The following is a 16,881-nucleotide window of genomic DNA, read 5'->3' as shown; positions in this document are numbered from 1 at the left end:
GTGGGAAGTATGCGGCAAAACGAGGGTTTTGCCGTAAAACCGGGAACGTGCCCGGCACGTTCCGTGGCGAAAAGGAGCGATGACCATGCAGTTTTTCAGTACCAGAGATCAGAACCGCGAAGTAACTTCTTCTCAGGCAATTGCACAGGGACTGTCCGATGAGGGCGGTCTGTTTGTGCCGGAAAGTTTTCCGCAGGTGGATGTAAAAGCCTTGTGCGGGCTGGATTACCCCGCGCTGGCAGCCGCCGTTGTGCGGGAGTACCTGACCGATTACGACCCTGCGTTCCTGACCGAAGCCACCCGCAGCACCTATGGCGCTGCTTTCGGCGGCAAGGCTGGCTATCTTGCCCCGGTGGAAGGGGACACCTATGCCTTGGAGCTGTGGCACGGCCCTACCTGTGCCTTTAAAGATTACGCCCTGCAGCTGATGCCCAAGCTGCTGGTGGAGGCCAAAAAGAATCTGGGCCGCACTGAAAAGACTCTGATCCTTGTGGCTACCAGCGGCGACACCGGCAAGGCTGCGCTGGACGGCTACCATGATATCCCCGGTGTGGAGATCGCTGTGTTCTATCCCACCGGCGGCACCAGCGAGATCCAGCGTTTGCAGATGGCAACGCAGGAGGGCGCTAACGTTGCTGTGTACGCCGTGCGCGGCAACTTTGACGATGCCCAGACCGGCGTAAAGAAGGTGTTCGGCGATAAGGCCATCGCCGCCGAACTGGAAAAGCGGAACATCCGTCTTTCCAGTGCCAACTCCATCAACTGGGGCCGCCTTGTGCCGCAGATCGTCTACTACTTTGCCGCCTACGCTCAGCTGCTCAAGGCCGGTAAGATCACCTTCGGCGACGAGGTGGATTTCTGCGTGCCCACCGGCAACTTCGGCGATATCCTCGCCGGTTATTACGCAAAGCAGATGGGTCTGCCCGTGGGCAAGCTGGTCTGCGCCTCCAACGAGAACAATGTGCTGACTGACTTCCTCACCACCGGTACCTACACCGCAAAGCGGGAGTTCTTCAAGACCACTTCTCCCAGCATGGATATTCTGGTGTCCTCCAATCTGGAGCGCCTGCTGTACCATGTGACCGGCAGCGATGCCGAGGTGGCGGGCTTTATGCAGCAGCTGGCTGCCACCGGCAGTTACACCGTCCGTCCCGAGACGCTGGCAGCGATTCAGGAGAATTTCTCCTGCGGCTGGAGCAGCGAGGACGAGGTAGCAGGGGAGATCCGTTCCCGCTACGAAAAGGACGGCTACCTGTGCGATACCCACACCGCCGTGGCCTTCCATGTGGCTGCACAGAAAAAGCGGCAGGGCGTGCCCATGGTTGTGCTTTCCACCGCATCGCCCTTCAAGTTCCCCCGCAGTGTGCTGAGCGCACTGGGCAAAACCGCCCCGGAAAACGATTTTGAAGCCATGCAGCAGCTGGAGGCTGCCACCGGCCACGCCGCACCGGCAAGCCTTGCCGCTCTGCGCAGCAAGCCGGAGCGCTTTGATACGGTCATTGCCCCGGCACAGATCGCTGAGGTGGCGCTGGGCTATCAGGCGTAAGCTTCTGCGGACAGACAGAACAGGAGTAAACAGACTATGGCACTTTTTGTGCTTGGCGACCCCCATCTTTCTCTGGGCGCATCCAAGCCGATGGATATCTTCCCCGGCTGGAACGATTATGTGGACAGGCTGGAGAAAAACTGGCGCAAGCTCATCACCCCGCAGGATACCATCGTGCTGGCGGGGGATATCAGCTGGGCTATGCGCCTGACCGATACCCGTAAGGACTTTGCCTTTTTGCAGCAGCTGCCCGGGCAGAAGATCATCATGAAGGGCAACCACGATTACTGGTGGTCCACCGCCAACAAGATGAACGCCTACCTCAAGACCGAGGGCTTTGACACCCTGCACATCCTGCACAACAATTCTTACAGCGTGGAGGGGTACGCCATCTGCGGCACCCGCGGCTGGCTGTTCGATGTGGGGGAGCCCCACGACGAAAAGGTGATGAACCGGGAGATCGGCCGTCTGCGCATGAGCTTGCAGGCTGCGGAGCCCGGGCTGGAAAAGCTGGTGTTCCTGCACTACCCGCCGGTCTACACCGGCACCAGCGCCCCGGAGATCGTAGCCACCCTGAAGGAGTACGGCATCAAGACCTGCTTCTATGGGCATCTGCACGGCAACGCCATCCGGTTTGCCGTGCAGGGCGAGGTGGACGGCATCCGGTACAAGCTGGTAAGTGCCGACGGCCTGCGTTTCTGCCCCTACCGCATCAATTAACGGCGGGATAAAAGGGCAAAAACGACAAAATTTAAAAATTTGGTATGGCAATTGTGTCCAGAGCGTGCTATAATAAGTTTTGACGCGATTGTTGCACCCAATTGAGCGCGCGCGTCCCCGCATTCCGTGTGCATACAGCAAGGACGTGGTGCGCGGTTGCCCCGGGCAAAAACTTCCTGCCCTGAGCAATAGAATATTTGAGTGGAGGATAAACAAATGAATCTCATCAAGTGTGAAAAGCTCGAGAAGAGCATGGCAGAACTGCAGTTCTCCATCGATGCAGAGGCTTTCAAGAAGGCTGTTGCCGATGTTTTCAAAAAAGAGGGCAAGAAGTACCCTGTGCAGGGCTTCCGCAAGGGCAAGGCTCCCAAGGCTCTGATCGAGAAGATGTACGGCGCAGACGTCTTTACCTACGACGCCATCAACGAGCTGTTCCCGGAGGCTTTCGAGGCTGCCGCTAAGGAAGCCGGTGTGGAGCCCGTGGGCCGTCCCGAGGTCACCGTGGATTCTGCCAGCGAGGCAGAGGGCGCTACCCTGACCGTTAAGGTCGCCGTGAAGCCCGAGGTCAAGGTCGGCAGCTACAACGGTCTGACCGTGGAAAAGACTGTCCATACTGTTACCGATGAGGCTGTGGACGCTGAGCTGAAGCGTGTGCAGGAGCGCAACGCCCGTGAGCTGACCCGTGAGGGCGCTGCTCAGAATGGCGATATCGCTGATATCGACTTCGAGGGCTTTGTGGACGGTGTTGCATTCGAGGGCGGCAAGGCTGAGCACTACAACCTGACTCTGGGCAGCGGCAGCTTCATCCCCGGCTTTGAGGAGCAGGTCGTTGGCCACTCCGCCGGTGAGGAGTTCGACGTGAATGTCACCTTCCCCACCGAGTATCAGGCTGCTGAGCTGGCTGGCAAGGCTGCTGTCTTTAAGATCAAGCTGCACGAGGTCAAGTACAAGGAGCTGCCCGCTCTGGATGACGAGCTGGCAAAGGACTGCTCCGAGTACGACACTCTGGACGAGTTCAAGGCTTCCATCCGCAAGAACAACCAGGAGCAGCTGGACAAGCAGGATGATCTGGCTGTCGAGAATGCTCTGGTCGATCAGGTCATCGAGAGCATGGAGGGCGAGATCCCTCAGGCAATGTACGATGTCCGCATGGACGAGATGGTCAACGACTTTGCTTTCCGTGTGGAGCAGCAGGGTCTGCGTCTGGAGGACTACCTGAAGTATATGGGTCAGTCCATGGAACAGTTCCGCGCCGCTTTCATGCCGCAGGCTGAGAAGCAGGTCAAGATCGGTCTGGCTCTGGAGGCTGTTGCCGCTGCTGAGCACATCGAGGCTTCCGAGGACGAGATCAATGCCGAGATCAAGCGCATTGCTGACCAGTACAAGATGGAAGAGGACAAGGTTCGTGAGCTGATCAACCTCGAGGATCTGAAGCAGGATCTGGCTCGCACCAAGGCCATCGACTTCATCAAGAGCCACGCTAACATCGTGGAAAAGCCCGCAGAGGCTGAGAAGGCTGCTGACGCTGAGTAATCAGTGCCGGGCCCTGTAAAGCGCCGCAGGCGTTTTATCAAAGGTTGTTAAAATTGACCGGTACGGCTGAACTTTACAGGGGACCCGTATCGGTCAATTTTGCCAATAAACTTAAACCATTTCAGGAGGCGAACTTTATGAGTTTTGTTCCTTACGTTGTCGAGCAGTCGGCGCACGGAGAGCGTTCTTACGATATTTTCTCTCGTCTGCTGAACGATCGCATCATCGTGCTGAGCGAGGATGTCAACGATACCACCGCAAGCCTTGTGGTGGCGCAGCTGCTGTATCTGGAAGGGCAGGACCCGGATAAGGACATCAGCCTGTATATCAACAGCCCCGGCGGTTCCATCAGTGCCGGTATGGCCATCCACGACACCATGCAGTATATCAAGTGCGACGTTTCCACCATCTGCATGGGCATGGCTGCCTCTATGGGTGCATTCCTGCTGGCAAGCGGCACCAAGGGCAAGCGCTTTGCGCTGCCCAATGCCGAGATCATGATCCACCAGCCGCTGATCGGCGGTCAGGGCGGCGGCCTTTCCGGCCAGACCACGGATATCAAGATCCATGCCGAGCACATGGTCTATATCCGCGATAAGATGAACCGGATGCTCAGCGAGTACACCGGCCAGCCGCTGGAAAAGATCCAGCAGGACACCGAGCGCGACAACTACCTTACCGCGCAGCAGGCAAAGGAATACGGCCTGATCGATGAGGTCATTGCCCACCGGTAAACCGCTATAATCTATCCAGGATAAGGAAAAACAGCTATGGCAAATAACAATTCCGGCAAAAACGATAAGGATCTGATTTGCAGCTTTTGCGGCAAACATCAGGACGAGGTTGAGCGCATGATCATTGGCCCCGGGGTCAATATCTGCAGCGAGTGCATCGGCCTGTGCCGCGATCTGCTCTCTGACAAGCCGGATCAGCCCAAAAGTGCCCGTCCGGGACGCGGCAGCGCAAGCCGCGCCCATGTCCAGCCCGCTGCCGCAGATCTGGATATCAACATCATGACCCCGGCCGAGATCAAGGAAGGTCTGGATCAGTATGTCATCGGTCAGGACGAGGCAAAGCGTGTGCTGTCCGTTTCGGTCTACAACCACTATAAGCGCATCCTCAGCGGCAAGGGCGGCGATGTGGAGCTGCAAAAGTCCAACGTGCTGCTGCTTGGTCCCTCCGGCGTGGGCAAGACCCTGCTGGCGCAGACACTGGCCAAGATGCTGGGCGTGCCCTTCGCCATTGCGGATGCCACCACCCTTACCGAGGCCGGTTATGTGGGTGAGGACGTGGAGAACATTCTGCTCAAGCTGATCCAGGCGGCAGATTTTGATGTGCAGAAGGCACAGATCGGCATCATCTACATTGATGAGATCGACAAGATCACCCGCAAGAGCGAAAACCCCTCCATCACCCGCGACGTGGGCGGCGAGGGCGTACAGCAGGCACTGCTGAAGATCTTGGAGGGCACTGTCAGCAACGTGCCGCCGCAGGGCGGGCGCAAGCATCCGCAGCAGGAGTTCATCCAGATCGACACCACCAACATCCTGTTCATCTGCGGCGGTGCCTTTGACGGTCTGGACAAGTATATCCTGCGCCGCACCGATAAGTCCGCGCTGGGCTTCGGCAGTGCGCTGAAGGATAACTCCACCGAGGCCGAGCGCGCTCTGCTGCGCAAGGTAGAGCCCCACGATCTGGTCAAGTTCGGCCTGATCCCGGAGCTGATCGGCCGTCTGCCGGTCATCACCGTGCTGGACGATCTGGACGAGGATGCACTGGTGCGCGTGCTCAAGGAGCCCCGCAACAGTCTGGTCAAGCAGTATAAAGAGCTGCTGGGCATGGATAACGTGGAGCTTACCTTCACGGACGAAGCCCTGCACGCCATTGCCCGCAAGACCATCGAGCGCAAGACCGGTGCCCGCGGTCTGCGCAGCGTGATGGAAAGCATCCTGCTGCCTATCATGTACGAGGTGCCCAGCGATGCCACCATCATCCGCGTGACCGTGGACGAGGACACCGTGGAGGGCGGCGAGGCACATCTGGAATACGGCGCTGTGCGCAAACGCTATAAAAATCAGGCCACTCTCAGCTGACGGCATCGCCGCACAGCAGGGGAGTGTACCCGCTTGCAAGGCCCTGTTTCAAAAGCTTTTTGCTTTTGACAGGGCTTTTTGCTTTCAAATTCTTGTTTCTGACAGGAAAATGTACTATAATAGTAAAGTATGGATCGTGCGGCGTGTGTTCTCTGGCAGGGGCATACCGCAAAAGACGAGCCATAGAATTGGGTAATAGGAAGTACTATAAAGGAGTGTGTATTCAATGGCAAATTATCACGAGATGGATCGCGCTGCGCTGACCGCTGAAAAGGCAGCGCTGGAACAGGCTTATAAAGAGTTTCAGGCAAAGGGTCTGAAGCTGAACATGGCACGCGGCAAGCCCGGCCCCCACCAGATGGATCTGGCAATGGACCTGCTGAAGATGACCGACTACACCACGGATGCAGGCACCGATGCCCGCAACTACGGTGAGCTGGAGGGCCTGCACGAAGCACGCGCTCTGTTTGCAGATGTGTTCGGCGTAAAGCCCAACGAGGTGTTCGTGGGCGGCAACTCCAGCCTGCAGCTGATGTACAACCTCATCAACATCGGCTATGTGTTCGGCTTCCCGGAGTCTCCCTGTCCTTGGTCTCAGGTGGAAAAGCGCAAGTTCCTCTGCCCGGTGCCCGGCTATGACCGTCACTTTGCCATTACCGAGGAGTTCGGCTTTGAGCTCATCAGCGTGCCCATGACCCCCAACGGCCCCGATATGGACGTTGTGGAAAAGCTGGTGGCTGAGGACGATACCATCAAGGGTATCTGGTGCGTGCCGCAGTACTCCAACCCCGATGGCTACACTTACAGTGATGAGACCATCGAGCGCTTTGCCAAGATGAAGACCGCCGCCCCGGATTTCAAGATCTTCTGGGATGAGGCCTACATCGTCCATCACCTGACCGAGGAGATCATCGAGACCCCCGTGCTGCTGAACGTGAGCAAGAAGTATGGCACGCAGGATCGCGTGTTCATGTTCACTTCTACCAGCAAGATCACCTTCCCGGGTGCCGGTGTTTCTGCCATTGCATGCAGTGACAACAGCATGAAGTATATGTGCAAACGCTTCTCGGTGATGATCATCAGCTACGACAAGATGAACCAGCTGCGCCACGTCCGCTTCCTGAAGAACAAGGAGGGCGTTCTGGCACACATGGCAAAGCATCGCCGCCGTCTGGTGCCCTGCTTCGATGCCGTCAAGACCGCCTTTGCCGCCAACCTCACCCCCTGCGGCGATATTGCCCACTGGACCAACCCTAAGGGCGGCTACTTCATCAGCCTGTATGTCATGCCCGGTTGCGCAAAGCGCGTGGCGGAACTGTGCAAGAATGCAGGTCTGGTGCTGACTGGCGCAGGCTCTGCTTATCCGTACCACAAGGATCCGCAGGATTCCCATCTGCGCATCGCTCCCACTTATCCCAGTCTGGACGAGGTGGAGACCGCTTCCGAGCTGCTGTGCGTCTGTGTGCGTCTGGCTGTTGTGGAAAAGCTGCTGGCTGACATGGCCTAAGGCGTGAAATAATTTGTATATTCTCCTCTGCGGGGCTCTTTGCAGGGCTGGCAGGGGAGTTTTATCACAGAAAGGTCGGCACGACGGCTGCTCTGTGAGGAGAGGAACCGTCGGCAAAACTTGCGGTTCACAACAAAAACGGCTGCGGCTGCACAGCCGCCGCTTTTGGAGGTTCCCGACTTATGAAAACAAAAGGCAAAGCATGGCAGCTGGTCGTTACCGCGCTGCTGATCGTTGTGTTTGTCTACACCGCCTTTTTTGGCGTGGCGGCAAAATACGGCGATGTGACCACCACCTACATCAAGGGTGCAAAGGATATCCGCTTTGGTGTGGATATCAAGGGCGGCGTCAACGTCACCTTTGTGCCCTCGGATGGCTACGATGCCACGGACGAGCAGCTGGATGCCGCCCGTCTGGTCATTGAGAACCGTCTGGTCGCGTTGAACGTGACCGACTACGAGCTGTATGTGGATAACAACTCCGACAGCCTGATTTTGGAGTTTCCGTGGCAGTCCGGCGAGACGGATTTTGACCCTGAGTCTGCCATTCAGGAGATCGGCACCACCGCCTACCTGACCTTCCGCGAGGGAGCCAGCAAGGACGGCGAGCTGATCCTTGACGGCTCCATGGTCGAAAGCGCTTCGGCGCAGTACGGCGCTGTGAGCAACGGCGGCAGTTCCGAGTATTACGTTGCCCTCAAGTTTACCACCGAGGGTGCCAAGGCCTTTGGCGATGCCACCACCAAGCTGGCCGCCGACAAGGGTAGCATCAGCATCTGGCTGGACGACGAGAACGTGAGCACCGCTACCGTCAACACCGCTATCACCGACGGACAGGCCATCATCACCAGTTCGGCCTCCAATCCCTTTACGCAGGATGCCGTGGTCAAGATGGCGCGCCAGATCAACTCCGGTGCACTGCCCTTTGCTCTGAGCGTGGACAGCTACTCCACCGTGAGCCCCAGTCTGGGCGAAAACAGCCTTGGTGCCATGGTGCTGGCAGGCCTGATCGCTTTTGCCCTCATCGTGGTGTTCATGACGGTGCTGTATCGTCTGCCGGGCTTTCTGGCCTGCATCGCGCTGGCCGGTCAGGTGGCGGCTACGCTGGCCTTTGTGTCCGGCTACTTCCCGGTGTTTGAAAGCTTTACCCTGACCCTGCCCGGCATCGCAGGTATCATTCTGGCCATCGGCATGGGCGTGGATGCCAACGTCATCACCGCCGAGCGCATCAAGGAGGAGCTGAAAAACGGCAAATCGCTGGATGGCGCACTGAAGAGCGGCTTTGCCCGCGGCCTGACCCCCATCATTGACGGCAATGTGACCATCGTCATCGTGGCCATCGTGCTCATGGGTGCCTTCGGCCCCTCGGATGGCCTGTTTGCCAAGGCACTGCACTTTGTGTTCTTCGCCTTCGGCCCCTCTACCGCAGGCACTATCTATGCCTTCGGCTATACGCTGCTCACCGGCGTGCTGCTGAACTTCGTGTTTGGCGTGTTCGCTACCCGTGTCATGATTCGCGGCGCAGCTGCCATCAAGGCACTGCGCAACCCGTGGCTCTACGGCGCTGCAAAGCCCGGGCAGGAAAAGGCTGAAAAGAAGCCGGTGGATTTCGTATCCCTGCGCAAAAAGTTCCTGACCTTCTCTGCCTGCTTGATGGCGGTCATTCTGCTGTGCGCCGCAGTGTTCGGCGTGCATCTGGATACCGAGTTCACCGGCGGTGCCATGATCACTCTGTCCTACGAGGGCAGTTTTGATCAGTCCGCTGTGCAAAAGACCGCTGCTGCGGCGCTGGAAAACACCGGTCTGACCTTGCAGACCGGTGAGAACGTGGCCACCGGCGACCAGACCCTGAAAATCTCCATGCCCGGCACCGAGACCGTGACCACCGAGCAGGTGGAGAACCTGCTGGATTCCCTGAACGAGAACTACCCGGACAACCAGTTTGCCCAGCTGTCCCTGAGCAACGTCAGCGCAGCCATGGGCACCAAGTTCCTGCAGAAGAGCCTGGTGGCTGTGGTGTTTGCACTGGTGCTCATTCTGCTGTATATCGCCCTGCGCTTCAAGAACATCGGCGGTCTGACCGGCGGTATGATGGCAGTGCTGGCGCTGGTCAACGACCTGATGGTGGTGTTCGGCACCTTTGTGCTGCTGCGCACCGCACTGGACGGCAACTTTATCGCCGCCATGCTGACTATTCTCGGCTACTCCATCAACGATACCGTTGTGGTGTACGACCGTATCCGCGAGAATCGCACCCTTATGGGCAAAAAGGGCAGCTTTGAGGAACTGGTCAACCTGTCGGTCAACCAGTCTGCCCGCCGTACCCTGATTACCACCATCACCACTGTGATGGCACTGGGCGTGATGTGCATCGTGGCAAAGCTCTATGGTCTGGACAGCATCTTCACCTTTGCGTTCCCGTTGATGATGGGTATGATCAGCGGTGTGTACACCTCTCTGTGCGTTTCCACTTCGGCTTGGGTGCTGTGGAGCGAGCGCAGCAAAAAGAAAAACTGAGGCGGAGGAACAAACGATGAAGTGCCCTTATTGCGGTGCGGAGGAATCCAAGGTGATCGACTCCCGCCCCACGGAAGATAACGAGCGCATCCGCCGCCGCCGCGAGTGCCTGAACTGCCACATGCGCTTTACCACCTACGAGGTGGTGGAAACAGTGCCGCTGGTGGTCATCAAAAAGGATAACTCCCGCGAACCCTTTGACCGGCAGAAGCTGTTCAACGCCATGCTGCGCGCCTGCGCCAAGCGCCCTGTCAGCTACGAAACGCTGGAGCGCGCCGTCAGCAGCATCGAGCAGTCCCTGTTCAGCTCCTACGACCGCGAGATCCCCAGTGTGCGCATCGGCGAGCTGACCATGCAGGAACTGAAAAAGATCGACGAGGTGGCCTATATCCGCTTTGCTTCGGTCTACCGCCAGTTTGCGGATGTGGAAAGCTTCCTTGACGAACTGAAAAAGCTTGTGGGCGACCGTAAGGAAAATCAGTAAACTGTAATTTAAGACCGAGAGATGCTTTTGGACGTCTCTCGGTCTGTTTTTATTGTAAAAAATCGCTTGTCGCGGCCCGCAGGACGCGACAAGCGTGAAATATAATTTGCGCCGCTTACACCAGCCGCCGGGCAAGCCATTCCAGCCGCTCCACCTCCACTTGTGCGCGGCGCAGTTCGCCCAGTGCGTCCTCGGTGGCTTGCTGCTCAAGGTATCCGTCTGCCGCCCGCAGTGCAGCTTCCAGTTCCGTGTAATCGGCAGTGCGCAGCAGATGGCTCATAGTTTCCCGCATGGTGTCGCACAACTCTGCGCCCTCGGCAAGCGCCTGCCGCGCAATGGGAAAGTCCTTTTGCCGTACAGCCTCGAGGGCGCAGTCCAAGTCGGCTGAGATATCCTGCGCAAAGCCCTGCACCCGTCCGCTGCTGTAAAGGGATACCCCCAGCAGTGCGGCTACGATCAGGATACACGCATAGATCCGTTTCATTGTTTTCCTCCCGGCTGACGGCCTTCCTTTTTCAGCAGAAAATAGTCCTCGGTCTCGTTGCCGATGAGCAGCAGGATCTCCTGCGGCAGAACGGTGTTTGCCGTGGCGGTGCGCTCCAGCCACGCACGGTCCTTGCCGCACCAGCGCAGATTATCCTCCAACACCTGCCCGTCCAGCACAAAGGGGATGGTAGCCTGTGTTTGTTGCACCTTCAGTTGCAAGTCGGACAGGGTAGCCGCTTCCTGCTCCGGGCGCAGCGCTGCCGACAGCGTGCCGTTCGTTTCGATTACGGCGTAGGACACCCTGCGCGGGTCAAAGATATCCTTGCCGCGCAGTGCCTCCATCAGGTCGGCGGTGGTCAACCGCAGCATCCGCAAAGCATTCTGGTCGATCTTTCCGTCCAGAATGACCGTTTTGGGACGCCCGGAGAGAAAATTGAAAAACTTCTGGCTGCGGAAGCTCACCACTGAACCCAGCAGTTCCAGCGCCGCAATGAGAAACAGAGGAATCAGGCTGGCGGTGATGGGCACATCCTCGGATTCAATGGAGATGGACGCCAGATTGGAGATCAGGATGGTGGATACCAGCTCCTCCGGCTGCAATTCTCCCAGCTGACGCTTGCCCATCAGCCGCATGGCAAACAAAACGCAGAGATACAGGATAATGGTGCGGCAAAGCAGCAGTTTCATGCACAAACCCTCCCGGTGCGGTGTGCGCGGCGTATTCCGCTGCGGCAAAGCGGGCATACTGCACACACAAAGGAGTGATGGATGTGCAGTTGCTTTCGCAAAGCCTTGCGGAAAACCTGTCCGCGCTTGATGCTAGGTTTGGCAAATCGGCAGATTATTATGCGAAGAAGATCGTTTTGTACGGTTGCCCGGGGTGCATCGTAATGTTTGACGGTATGGCAAGCTTGGATTCGCTCTGGGAGCTGTTGCTGGACGCCGCCGGGCGGCAGTCTGCTTCTGTCCGGTTTACTGGTACGCAAACCTATGCGCATATCCTGCATGGCTCGGCGTTTCCGGCCGAAAGCACCCCAGTGCAGGATATGCCGCAGCTGATAGCGCGTTTGACCGCCGGCATGGCGGTGCTGCTCTTGGATGGGTGCAGCAGCGGCATTGCCTTCTCAGTGCAGGGGCTCAAGTTCCGCTCGGTGGAAGAGCCCTCCGGCGAAGGCAATCTGCGCGGCAGCAGGGAAGGCTTCACCGACCTGCTGCGGGTAAATCTGAGCCTTCTGCGCCGTCTTGTCCGCACTGACACCCTTGTGCAGGAGGCCGCGCAGGCGCACACCTGCTGTAATACGGAGTACGCCCTTTGCTACTGCAAGGACCGTGCCGACCCCGCTATGGTGCGCCGGGTGCGTGCCATTTTGCAAAGTGCAAGGCCGGAGCTGCTGCTGGATTCCAGCTATTTTGTGCCGTGGCTGCTGCCCGGCAAGGCGCGGCTGTTCACCCCGGTGCACTACACCGAGCGCCCGGCGGTCGCCGCCGCGAAGCTCTGTGAGGGCAAGCTGGTAATTTTGGTCAACGGCAGCCCCTCGGCGCTGGTGCTGCCCGCACTGTTCAGCGAGCAATTCGAGTGTCTGGATGATTACGCTTCCACGGCGGTATTTTCCTCTTTTTTGCGGGTGCTGAAGTATTTTTCTTTCTACCTTACGGTGTTCTTACCGGGGGTCTTTGTGTGTGTGGCGGTGTATCTGCCGGAGCTGTTGCCCCCGCAGCTGCTGTATAAGATCGAAGCCGCCGAAAAGGCTACTCCGCTGCCCCTTTTTGCCGAGATGCTGCTGGTGATCCTGATCTTAGAGATCATCCGGGAAGCCGGACTGCGGATGCCGCAGTCACTGGGACACTCGGTCAGTCTGGTGTCGGCGCTCATCATCGGCGATGCCGCCATTGCCACTGGGCTCATGAGCACCCCGGTCATTTTTGTGGCCAGTATTACCGCCATTGCAGTCTTTGTCACCCCGGCTCTGTACGAGCCTGCCACTCTGCTGCGCATCGGCACGGTGCTGCTGGCGGGGCTTGCCGGGCCGGTAGGGCTGGCAGTGGCGTTTTTCGGCTTTCTGCTCAGCATCGTCAGCACCGAAGCACTGGGCGTGCCATACCTTGCGCCGCACCCGTTCCCGCAGCAGCCACTTTCCGAGGACGGCGTTCTGCGCCGCAACTACCGGCAGCTGTCCCGGCAGGGGTTCAATATCTGGCAAAAGCGGGAGAGGAGGAAACGGCAGTCATGAAGCAGCAAGCAGAACATTTTACCCCGGCGGCGCTGACGCTGAGTATAGTCACAGCAGCACTGGCAGACGGCATCCCGCAAAGCGTCCCGGCGCGTCGGGCGCTGTGGCTGGGCGCAGTCAGCACAGTGTGTCTGTGTGTCCTTTCTGCACTGGCAGCAGCGGCATTGCAAAACAAAGTGCCCTCCTTTACGGTGCGGCTGGCACTGACAGCCGGGCTTTTTATGGAACTGGTGCACACTCTCGCGCAGGCACAAGGGCTGTGCACGGCAGAGTTTTCCTCCATGGCACTGCTGGGCTTTCTGCCGCTGCTGCTCTGGGCAGGGTGGGGCGTCCGTCCCGCAAGCTGGAACGCCTCGGCGCGGGTGCTGTGGTGGTTCGCTGCCGTGGGCGGCTTGGTCTGCCTGTTGGGGCTTGCAGGGCAGCTGCACTGGTACCGGCTGTTTGCCCCGGCACAGCCGACTGGAGCAAACTGGAGCGTACCGGTTTATGCAGAATATTTTGCCGGAGCGCTTCTGTGCAGTGCGCGGTCTGCCCGCCGCACAGTCTGGCTGCCGGTATGGGGCTTTGCGGTGCAGGCTGTGGCTTTGCTGGGCAGTGCTTTACTATTTGGCGGCAACGCATATCCCCGGCTGGAGTTGCTGCGGGCGTGGAACGGCGGCAGCTTTTCCCGCATGGATGCGCTGCTTTTGCTGCTGTGGCTGCTGTGCGCCGTCTATCGGGTGGCTATGCTGTGTACTGCTATCCGGTTACTCTGGCAGCAGAAAATAGAGGTGCAGCCATGAGAAAACAGAAATCTTGCAAACTGCTGTATTTTCTGCTGGCAGGGTGGTGTCTTTTATTCCTGCGCTGCGAAAGCACGGAGAAAAGCATGGTGCGGGCGGTGTATCTGGCACAGACGGAGCAGGGGTATCAGACAGGGCTGCTCTATCAGGCACCGCAGGCCGCCGCCGATGCCGCCGAAGCCTCTGCCGCATTGCAGTTTGTGCAGGCAGAGGGGCAAACAATGGAACGGGCACTGGCTGCGGCAGAGCAGGCGCTGCCCCAAACGGCAAGCTACCGCCTGTGTGATTATCTGCTGCTGCCAAAAGCGGAAGAGCCCTTATTAACAGAGTACGAGCAGTTGGTGCTGCGGCGCGGCTGCGGACGCACGGCGGCAAGACTGCTCTGTGCAGAAGGGAATCTAAACCAACTTGCCGCACAAGCCGCTTTGCCGGACGCTCTGATGGCACAAATAAAGACCGCAGCACCCACCGCGCCACGATTGTATGAGCATACAGAGCCGGGGCTTCTGCCCATTCTCCGGTGGAGCGCGGAAGAGGTGACGTTACAGGAGGGCGGCGTTCTTCATACTGTGGCAGCTAATACGCCCTTGTCCCCGGAGCAGGCCGAGGTATACCGTCTGCTTACCGGGCAGAGCGGCACCCGGCAGCTCTGGCTGGAAGGGGAGCGCATTGGCATCCGGCGCTGCACCGTTTCGGTCACCCTGCAAAAGGCGCAGGTGCTTGTGCGGCTGGATTGCCAGCGTACCGCCCACAGCCCGCTGCCCACGTCGGCCCAGCGGCAACAGCTTGCAGCGCAGTGCACGGCGCTTTTGCAAGGCTGCTGGCAGGAGGGCGTGGATGTGCTGCACCTGCAAGCCCGAGAAGCGCTGCAGAGCGGCAACGGCGCAAGCTTTGACCCGACAAAAAACGCCTGCCCGCAATTGCGGACAGACGTGCATTTCATGCTGTATTAAGAGGCGGTGGGGAAGGTGACAGTAATAGTGGTGCCGACGTCCACCTGACTTTCCAGCTTGATGCGGGCGTTGTGGATGCGGGCAATGTGCTTGACGATGGCAAGCCCAAGCCCGGTGCCGCCGGTGGCCTTGCTGCGGCTCTTATCCACCCGGTAAAAGCGCTCGAACACGCTGGACTGCGCCTCCCGCGGAATGCCGATGCCGTTATCCGTTACGGTCAGGGAGCAGTGCCCGTCCCGGCTGCAGGCGGTAATGATCTGCACTTTGCCGCCCGGGCGGTTGTAGCGGATGGCGTTGTCGCACAGGTTCTGGCACAGCTCATCCAGCAGCGCACGGCTGCCCAGCACCGGGGCGTTCTCGCCCAGATAGGTCAGGGAGATATAGGCGCGGCGGGCGTTCAGCTTCTGGCGCTCCACGCACTCCTTGGCAACCTCCAAAAGGTCCACCGTTTCCATCACGGGGGTGTCCCCGGTCTCGGTTACGGTATCCAGCTTGGAAAGCTGCAAAATATCGTTGACCAGCTGGATCATGCGGGTGGCCTCGCTGTGGATCTTACGGCCGAAATCCGGCACATCCTCCGGCTTTGCAATGCCGGTCTCGATCAGCTCTGCGTAGCCGGAAATGCTGGTCAGCGGGGTCTTGAGCTCGTGACTGACATTGGCCGTAAACTCCTGCCGCATTTTCTCATTGTTTTCCCGCAGAATACGGTCAGAATGGATGCTCTCCGCAAAGGGAATCAGTTCCCGGTAGGGCACATTTTCCTGAATATGATCCAAGTCCTCGGTCATGTTCAGAACCGGCTGCACCAGTGCTTTGGTCAGCAGGGCAGCCAGCACCGCAGCGGCCAGCATCAGCGCCACACAGCTCAGCACGATGGCCGGAATGGTGGCGTCATAGATGGACCACACAGTCTCGGCGTCCTGCGCCACGCGCAGCACGTCCCCGCCGGAAAGCCGGAGCGCATAGTAATAGGTCTCGTAGCCCATGGTCTGGGAGTCACGGATGTCCCGTCCCTCGCCGGTTGCAATGGCATCGCGGATCTCCGGGCGGGTCAGATGGTTTTCCATGGGCTGGTCGGTGGCAGATTCAAACAGTACGCTGCCGTCCTGACTGATCAAGGTCACGCGCAGATCATCGGTCACAAAGGCGCTCAGCTGCGCGGGGTCTCCGGCCTGCTCGTACCCGGCGCACACAAGGTCGGTCTCGCGCTCCAAACCCGACCATGCCTGCGCCGTAAAGGCTTTATGGAACACAAAAATGCACAGCGCTGCGGTGAATATAAGTCCCAGAAAGCCCATCAGGAACAGCCGGTAGCTGATCTTTTCTTCCATGCTGCGCAGCTTCATTCTTCTTCGGCCTCCTCATCGGACAGCTTGTAGCCCACCTTGCGCACGGTGCAGATGTAACGCCCCGCATCGCCCAGCTTTTTGCGCAGAGTGCGGATGTGCATATCCACGGTACGGCTCTCCACCGAGATATCGGTGCCCCACACCACCTGCAAAATGGTCTCGCGGGTCACCACCAGACTGGTGTTTTCCAGCAGCAGCCGCAGCAGGCAGTATTCCTTGTAGGTCAGCTCCACGGGGGTGCTGTTCACCGTAACGCTGTGGCGGGCGTTATCCAGCTGGATCTCGTGAAAAACCAGCACGTCCGGCCTTGTCTCCGGGGCAGAGCGCCGCAGCGCCACCCGCACCCGGCTGAGAAATTCCATGATGCCAAAGGGCTTTGCAATGTAGTCGTCTGCGCCGCAGTCCAGCCCGCGCACGGTGTCCAGTTCGCTGGATTTTGCCGTGACCATAATGATGGGCAGCTTGCGCAGGGAAGGGGTGTTGCGCAGCTTTTTCAGGATAGAAAAGCCGTCCTCGCCGGGCAGCATCACGTCTAAGATCACCAGCTCCGGCTCAGCGGCACGCATGGCCTGCCAGAAGGGCTCGGCGCTCTCAAAGCCCTGCACCTCGTAGCCGTTGGATTGCAGGGCGTACTGCTCCAGCTCCCGGATGGAAGCGTCATCCTCTACGATATAAATCATA

At 58.8% G+C, this 16,881-nt stretch carries 15 protein-coding genes; 11 read left to right on the top strand and 4 right to left on the bottom strand.

What is annotated here, in order from left to right; all coding sequences use genetic code 11:
- Positions 1-79: 79 nt before the first annotated feature.
- From thrC to nrdR, 8 genes are all read left to right on the top strand, one after another.
- The gene (gene thrC, locus MTP39_RS07915) at positions 80-1,546 is read left to right on the top strand and encodes a threonine synthase (protein WP_249240091.1); all 1,467 of its coding nucleotides are present in this window, start codon (positions 80-82) and stop codon (positions 1,544-1,546) included.
- 36 nt (positions 1,547-1,582) lie between these two features.
- Positions 1,583-2,266: a metallophosphoesterase gene (locus MTP39_RS07910; protein WP_249240090.1), complete on the top strand. Its 684-nt coding sequence runs from the start codon at positions 1,583-1,585 to the stop codon at positions 2,264-2,266.
- Positions 2,267-2,482: 216 nt separating this feature from the next.
- Complete coding sequence (tig, locus tag MTP39_RS07905; protein ID WP_097780382.1) at positions 2,483-3,799, top strand: trigger factor; 1,317 nt, start codon at positions 2,483-2,485, stop codon at positions 3,797-3,799.
- A 137-nt stretch (positions 3,800-3,936) separates the two neighbouring features.
- Positions 3,937-4,533, top strand: coding sequence for an ATP-dependent Clp endopeptidase proteolytic subunit ClpP (gene clpP / locus MTP39_RS07900; RefSeq protein WP_015538544.1), 597 nt, complete (start codon positions 3,937-3,939; stop codon positions 4,531-4,533).
- Positions 4,534-4,569: 36 nt separating this feature from the next.
- The gene (gene clpX / locus MTP39_RS07895) at positions 4,570-5,892 is read left to right on the top strand and encodes an ATP-dependent Clp protease ATP-binding subunit ClpX (protein ID WP_249240089.1); all 1,323 of its coding nucleotides are present in this window, start codon (positions 4,570-4,572) and stop codon (positions 5,890-5,892) included.
- Between the two features lie 226 nt (positions 5,893-6,118).
- Positions 6,119-7,399: an aminotransferase class I/II-fold pyridoxal phosphate-dependent enzyme gene (locus MTP39_RS07890; RefSeq protein ID WP_249240088.1), complete on the top strand. Its 1,281-nt coding sequence runs from the start codon at positions 6,119-6,121 to the stop codon at positions 7,397-7,399.
- A 182-nt stretch (positions 7,400-7,581) separates the two neighbouring features.
- Positions 7,582-9,915: a protein translocase subunit SecF gene (gene secF / locus MTP39_RS07885; RefSeq protein WP_249240087.1), complete on the top strand. Its 2,334-nt coding sequence runs from the start codon at positions 7,582-7,584 to the stop codon at positions 9,913-9,915.
- A 16-nt stretch (positions 9,916-9,931) separates the two neighbouring features.
- Positions 9,932-10,399, top strand: a complete 468-nt coding sequence (gene nrdR / locus MTP39_RS07880; protein ID WP_097780379.1) for a transcriptional regulator NrdR — start codon at positions 9,932-9,934, stop codon at positions 10,397-10,399.
- A gap of 115 nt (positions 10,400-10,514) precedes the next feature.
- On the opposite strand, the gene MTP39_RS07875 is transcribed toward nrdR, so the two are convergent.
- The gene (locus MTP39_RS07875) at positions 10,515-10,883 is read right to left on the bottom strand and encodes a DUF4363 family protein (RefSeq protein ID WP_249240086.1); all 369 of its coding nucleotides are present in this window, start codon (positions 10,881-10,883) and stop codon (positions 10,515-10,517) included.
- The gene (locus MTP39_RS07870; protein ID WP_249240085.1) at positions 10,880-11,572 is read right to left on the bottom strand and encodes a DUF421 domain-containing protein; all 693 of its coding nucleotides are present in this window, start codon (positions 11,570-11,572) and stop codon (positions 10,880-10,882) included. Before MTP39_RS07870 ends, MTP39_RS07875 begins: the two co-directional genes overlap by 4 nt.
- Before the next feature lie 77 nt (positions 11,573-11,649).
- Between MTP39_RS07870 and MTP39_RS07865 the strand changes: the two genes are divergently transcribed.
- From MTP39_RS07865 to MTP39_RS07855, 3 genes are read left to right on the top strand one after another with little or no spacing between them, the layout of a single operon-like run.
- Entirely contained in the window at positions 11,650-13,116 is a 1,467-nt protein-coding gene (locus tag MTP39_RS07865; protein ID WP_249240084.1) for a spore germination protein, read from the top strand.
- Entirely contained in the window at positions 13,113-13,898 is a 786-nt protein-coding gene (locus MTP39_RS07860) for a hypothetical protein (RefSeq protein ID WP_249240083.1), read from the top strand. Before MTP39_RS07865 ends, MTP39_RS07860 begins: the two co-directional genes overlap by 4 nt.
- A complete protein-coding gene (locus MTP39_RS07855) occupies positions 13,895-14,851 on the top strand; it encodes a hypothetical protein (RefSeq protein WP_249240082.1) in 957 nt (318 codons plus the stop codon). Before MTP39_RS07860 ends, MTP39_RS07855 begins: the two co-directional genes overlap by 4 nt.
- Here MTP39_RS07855 and MTP39_RS07850 read toward each other — a convergent pair.
- Positions 14,848-16,197, bottom strand: a complete 1,350-nt coding sequence (locus tag MTP39_RS07850) for a sensor histidine kinase (protein ID WP_249240081.1) — start codon at positions 16,195-16,197, stop codon at positions 14,848-14,850. The two genes, MTP39_RS07855 and MTP39_RS07850, sit on opposite strands and share 4 nt — an antisense overlap.
- A complete protein-coding gene (locus tag MTP39_RS07845; protein ID WP_249240080.1) occupies positions 16,194-16,880 on the bottom strand; it encodes a response regulator transcription factor in 687 nt (228 codons plus the stop codon). The genes MTP39_RS07850 and MTP39_RS07845 overlap by 4 nt, the downstream gene beginning before the upstream one ends.
- Position 16,881: the final 1 nt, after the last annotated feature.

The sequence above is a fragment of the Faecalibacterium sp. I3-3-33 genome (assembly GCF_023347295.1).
Taxonomy (GTDB): domain Bacteria; phylum Bacillota; class Clostridia; order Oscillospirales; family Ruminococcaceae; genus Faecalibacterium.
This window is presented reverse-complemented; position numbering and strand designations above follow the sequence as displayed.

Bases quoted from the DNA above. Each gene is read 5' to 3' on its own strand.
- MTP39_RS07875 (WP_249240086.1), bottom strand. From the start codon at position 10,883: ATGAAACGGATCTATGCGTGTATCCTGATCGTAGCCGCACTGCTGGGG.
- MTP39_RS07855 (WP_249240082.1), top strand. From the start codon at position 13,895: ATGAGAAAACAGAAATCTTGCAAACTGCTGTATTTTCTGCTGGCAGGG.
- tig (WP_097780382.1), top strand. From the start codon at position 2,483: ATGAATCTCATCAAGTGTGAAAAGCTCGAGAAGAGCATGGCAGAACTG.
- thrC (WP_249240091.1), top strand. From the start codon at position 80: ATGACCATGCAGTTTTTCAGTACCAGAGATCAGAACCGCGAAGTAACT.
- MTP39_RS07865 (WP_249240084.1), top strand. From the start codon at position 11,650: ATGGATGTGCAGTTGCTTTCGCAAAGCCTTGCGGAAAACCTGTCCGCG.
- clpP (WP_015538544.1), top strand. From the start codon at position 3,937: ATGAGTTTTGTTCCTTACGTTGTCGAGCAGTCGGCGCACGGAGAGCGT.
- nrdR (WP_097780379.1), top strand. From the start codon at position 9,932: ATGAAGTGCCCTTATTGCGGTGCGGAGGAATCCAAGGTGATCGACTCC.
- MTP39_RS07860 (WP_249240083.1), top strand. From the start codon at position 13,113: ATGAAGCAGCAAGCAGAACATTTTACCCCGGCGGCGCTGACGCTGAGT.
- secF (WP_249240087.1), top strand. From the start codon at position 7,582: ATGAAAACAAAAGGCAAAGCATGGCAGCTGGTCGTTACCGCGCTGCTG.
- MTP39_RS07850 (WP_249240081.1), bottom strand. From the start codon at position 16,197: ATGAAGCTGCGCAGCATGGAAGAAAAGATCAGCTACCGGCTGTTCCTG.
- MTP39_RS07910 (WP_249240090.1), top strand. From the start codon at position 1,583: ATGGCACTTTTTGTGCTTGGCGACCCCCATCTTTCTCTGGGCGCATCC.
- clpX (WP_249240089.1), top strand. From the start codon at position 4,570: ATGGCAAATAACAATTCCGGCAAAAACGATAAGGATCTGATTTGCAGC.
- MTP39_RS07870 (WP_249240085.1), bottom strand. From the start codon at position 11,572: ATGAAACTGCTGCTTTGCCGCACCATTATCCTGTATCTCTGCGTTTTG.
- MTP39_RS07890 (WP_249240088.1), top strand. From the start codon at position 6,119: ATGGCAAATTATCACGAGATGGATCGCGCTGCGCTGACCGCTGAAAAG.
- MTP39_RS07845 (WP_249240080.1), bottom strand. From the start codon at position 16,880: ATGATTTATATCGTAGAGGATGACGCTTCCATCCGGGAGCTGGAGCAG.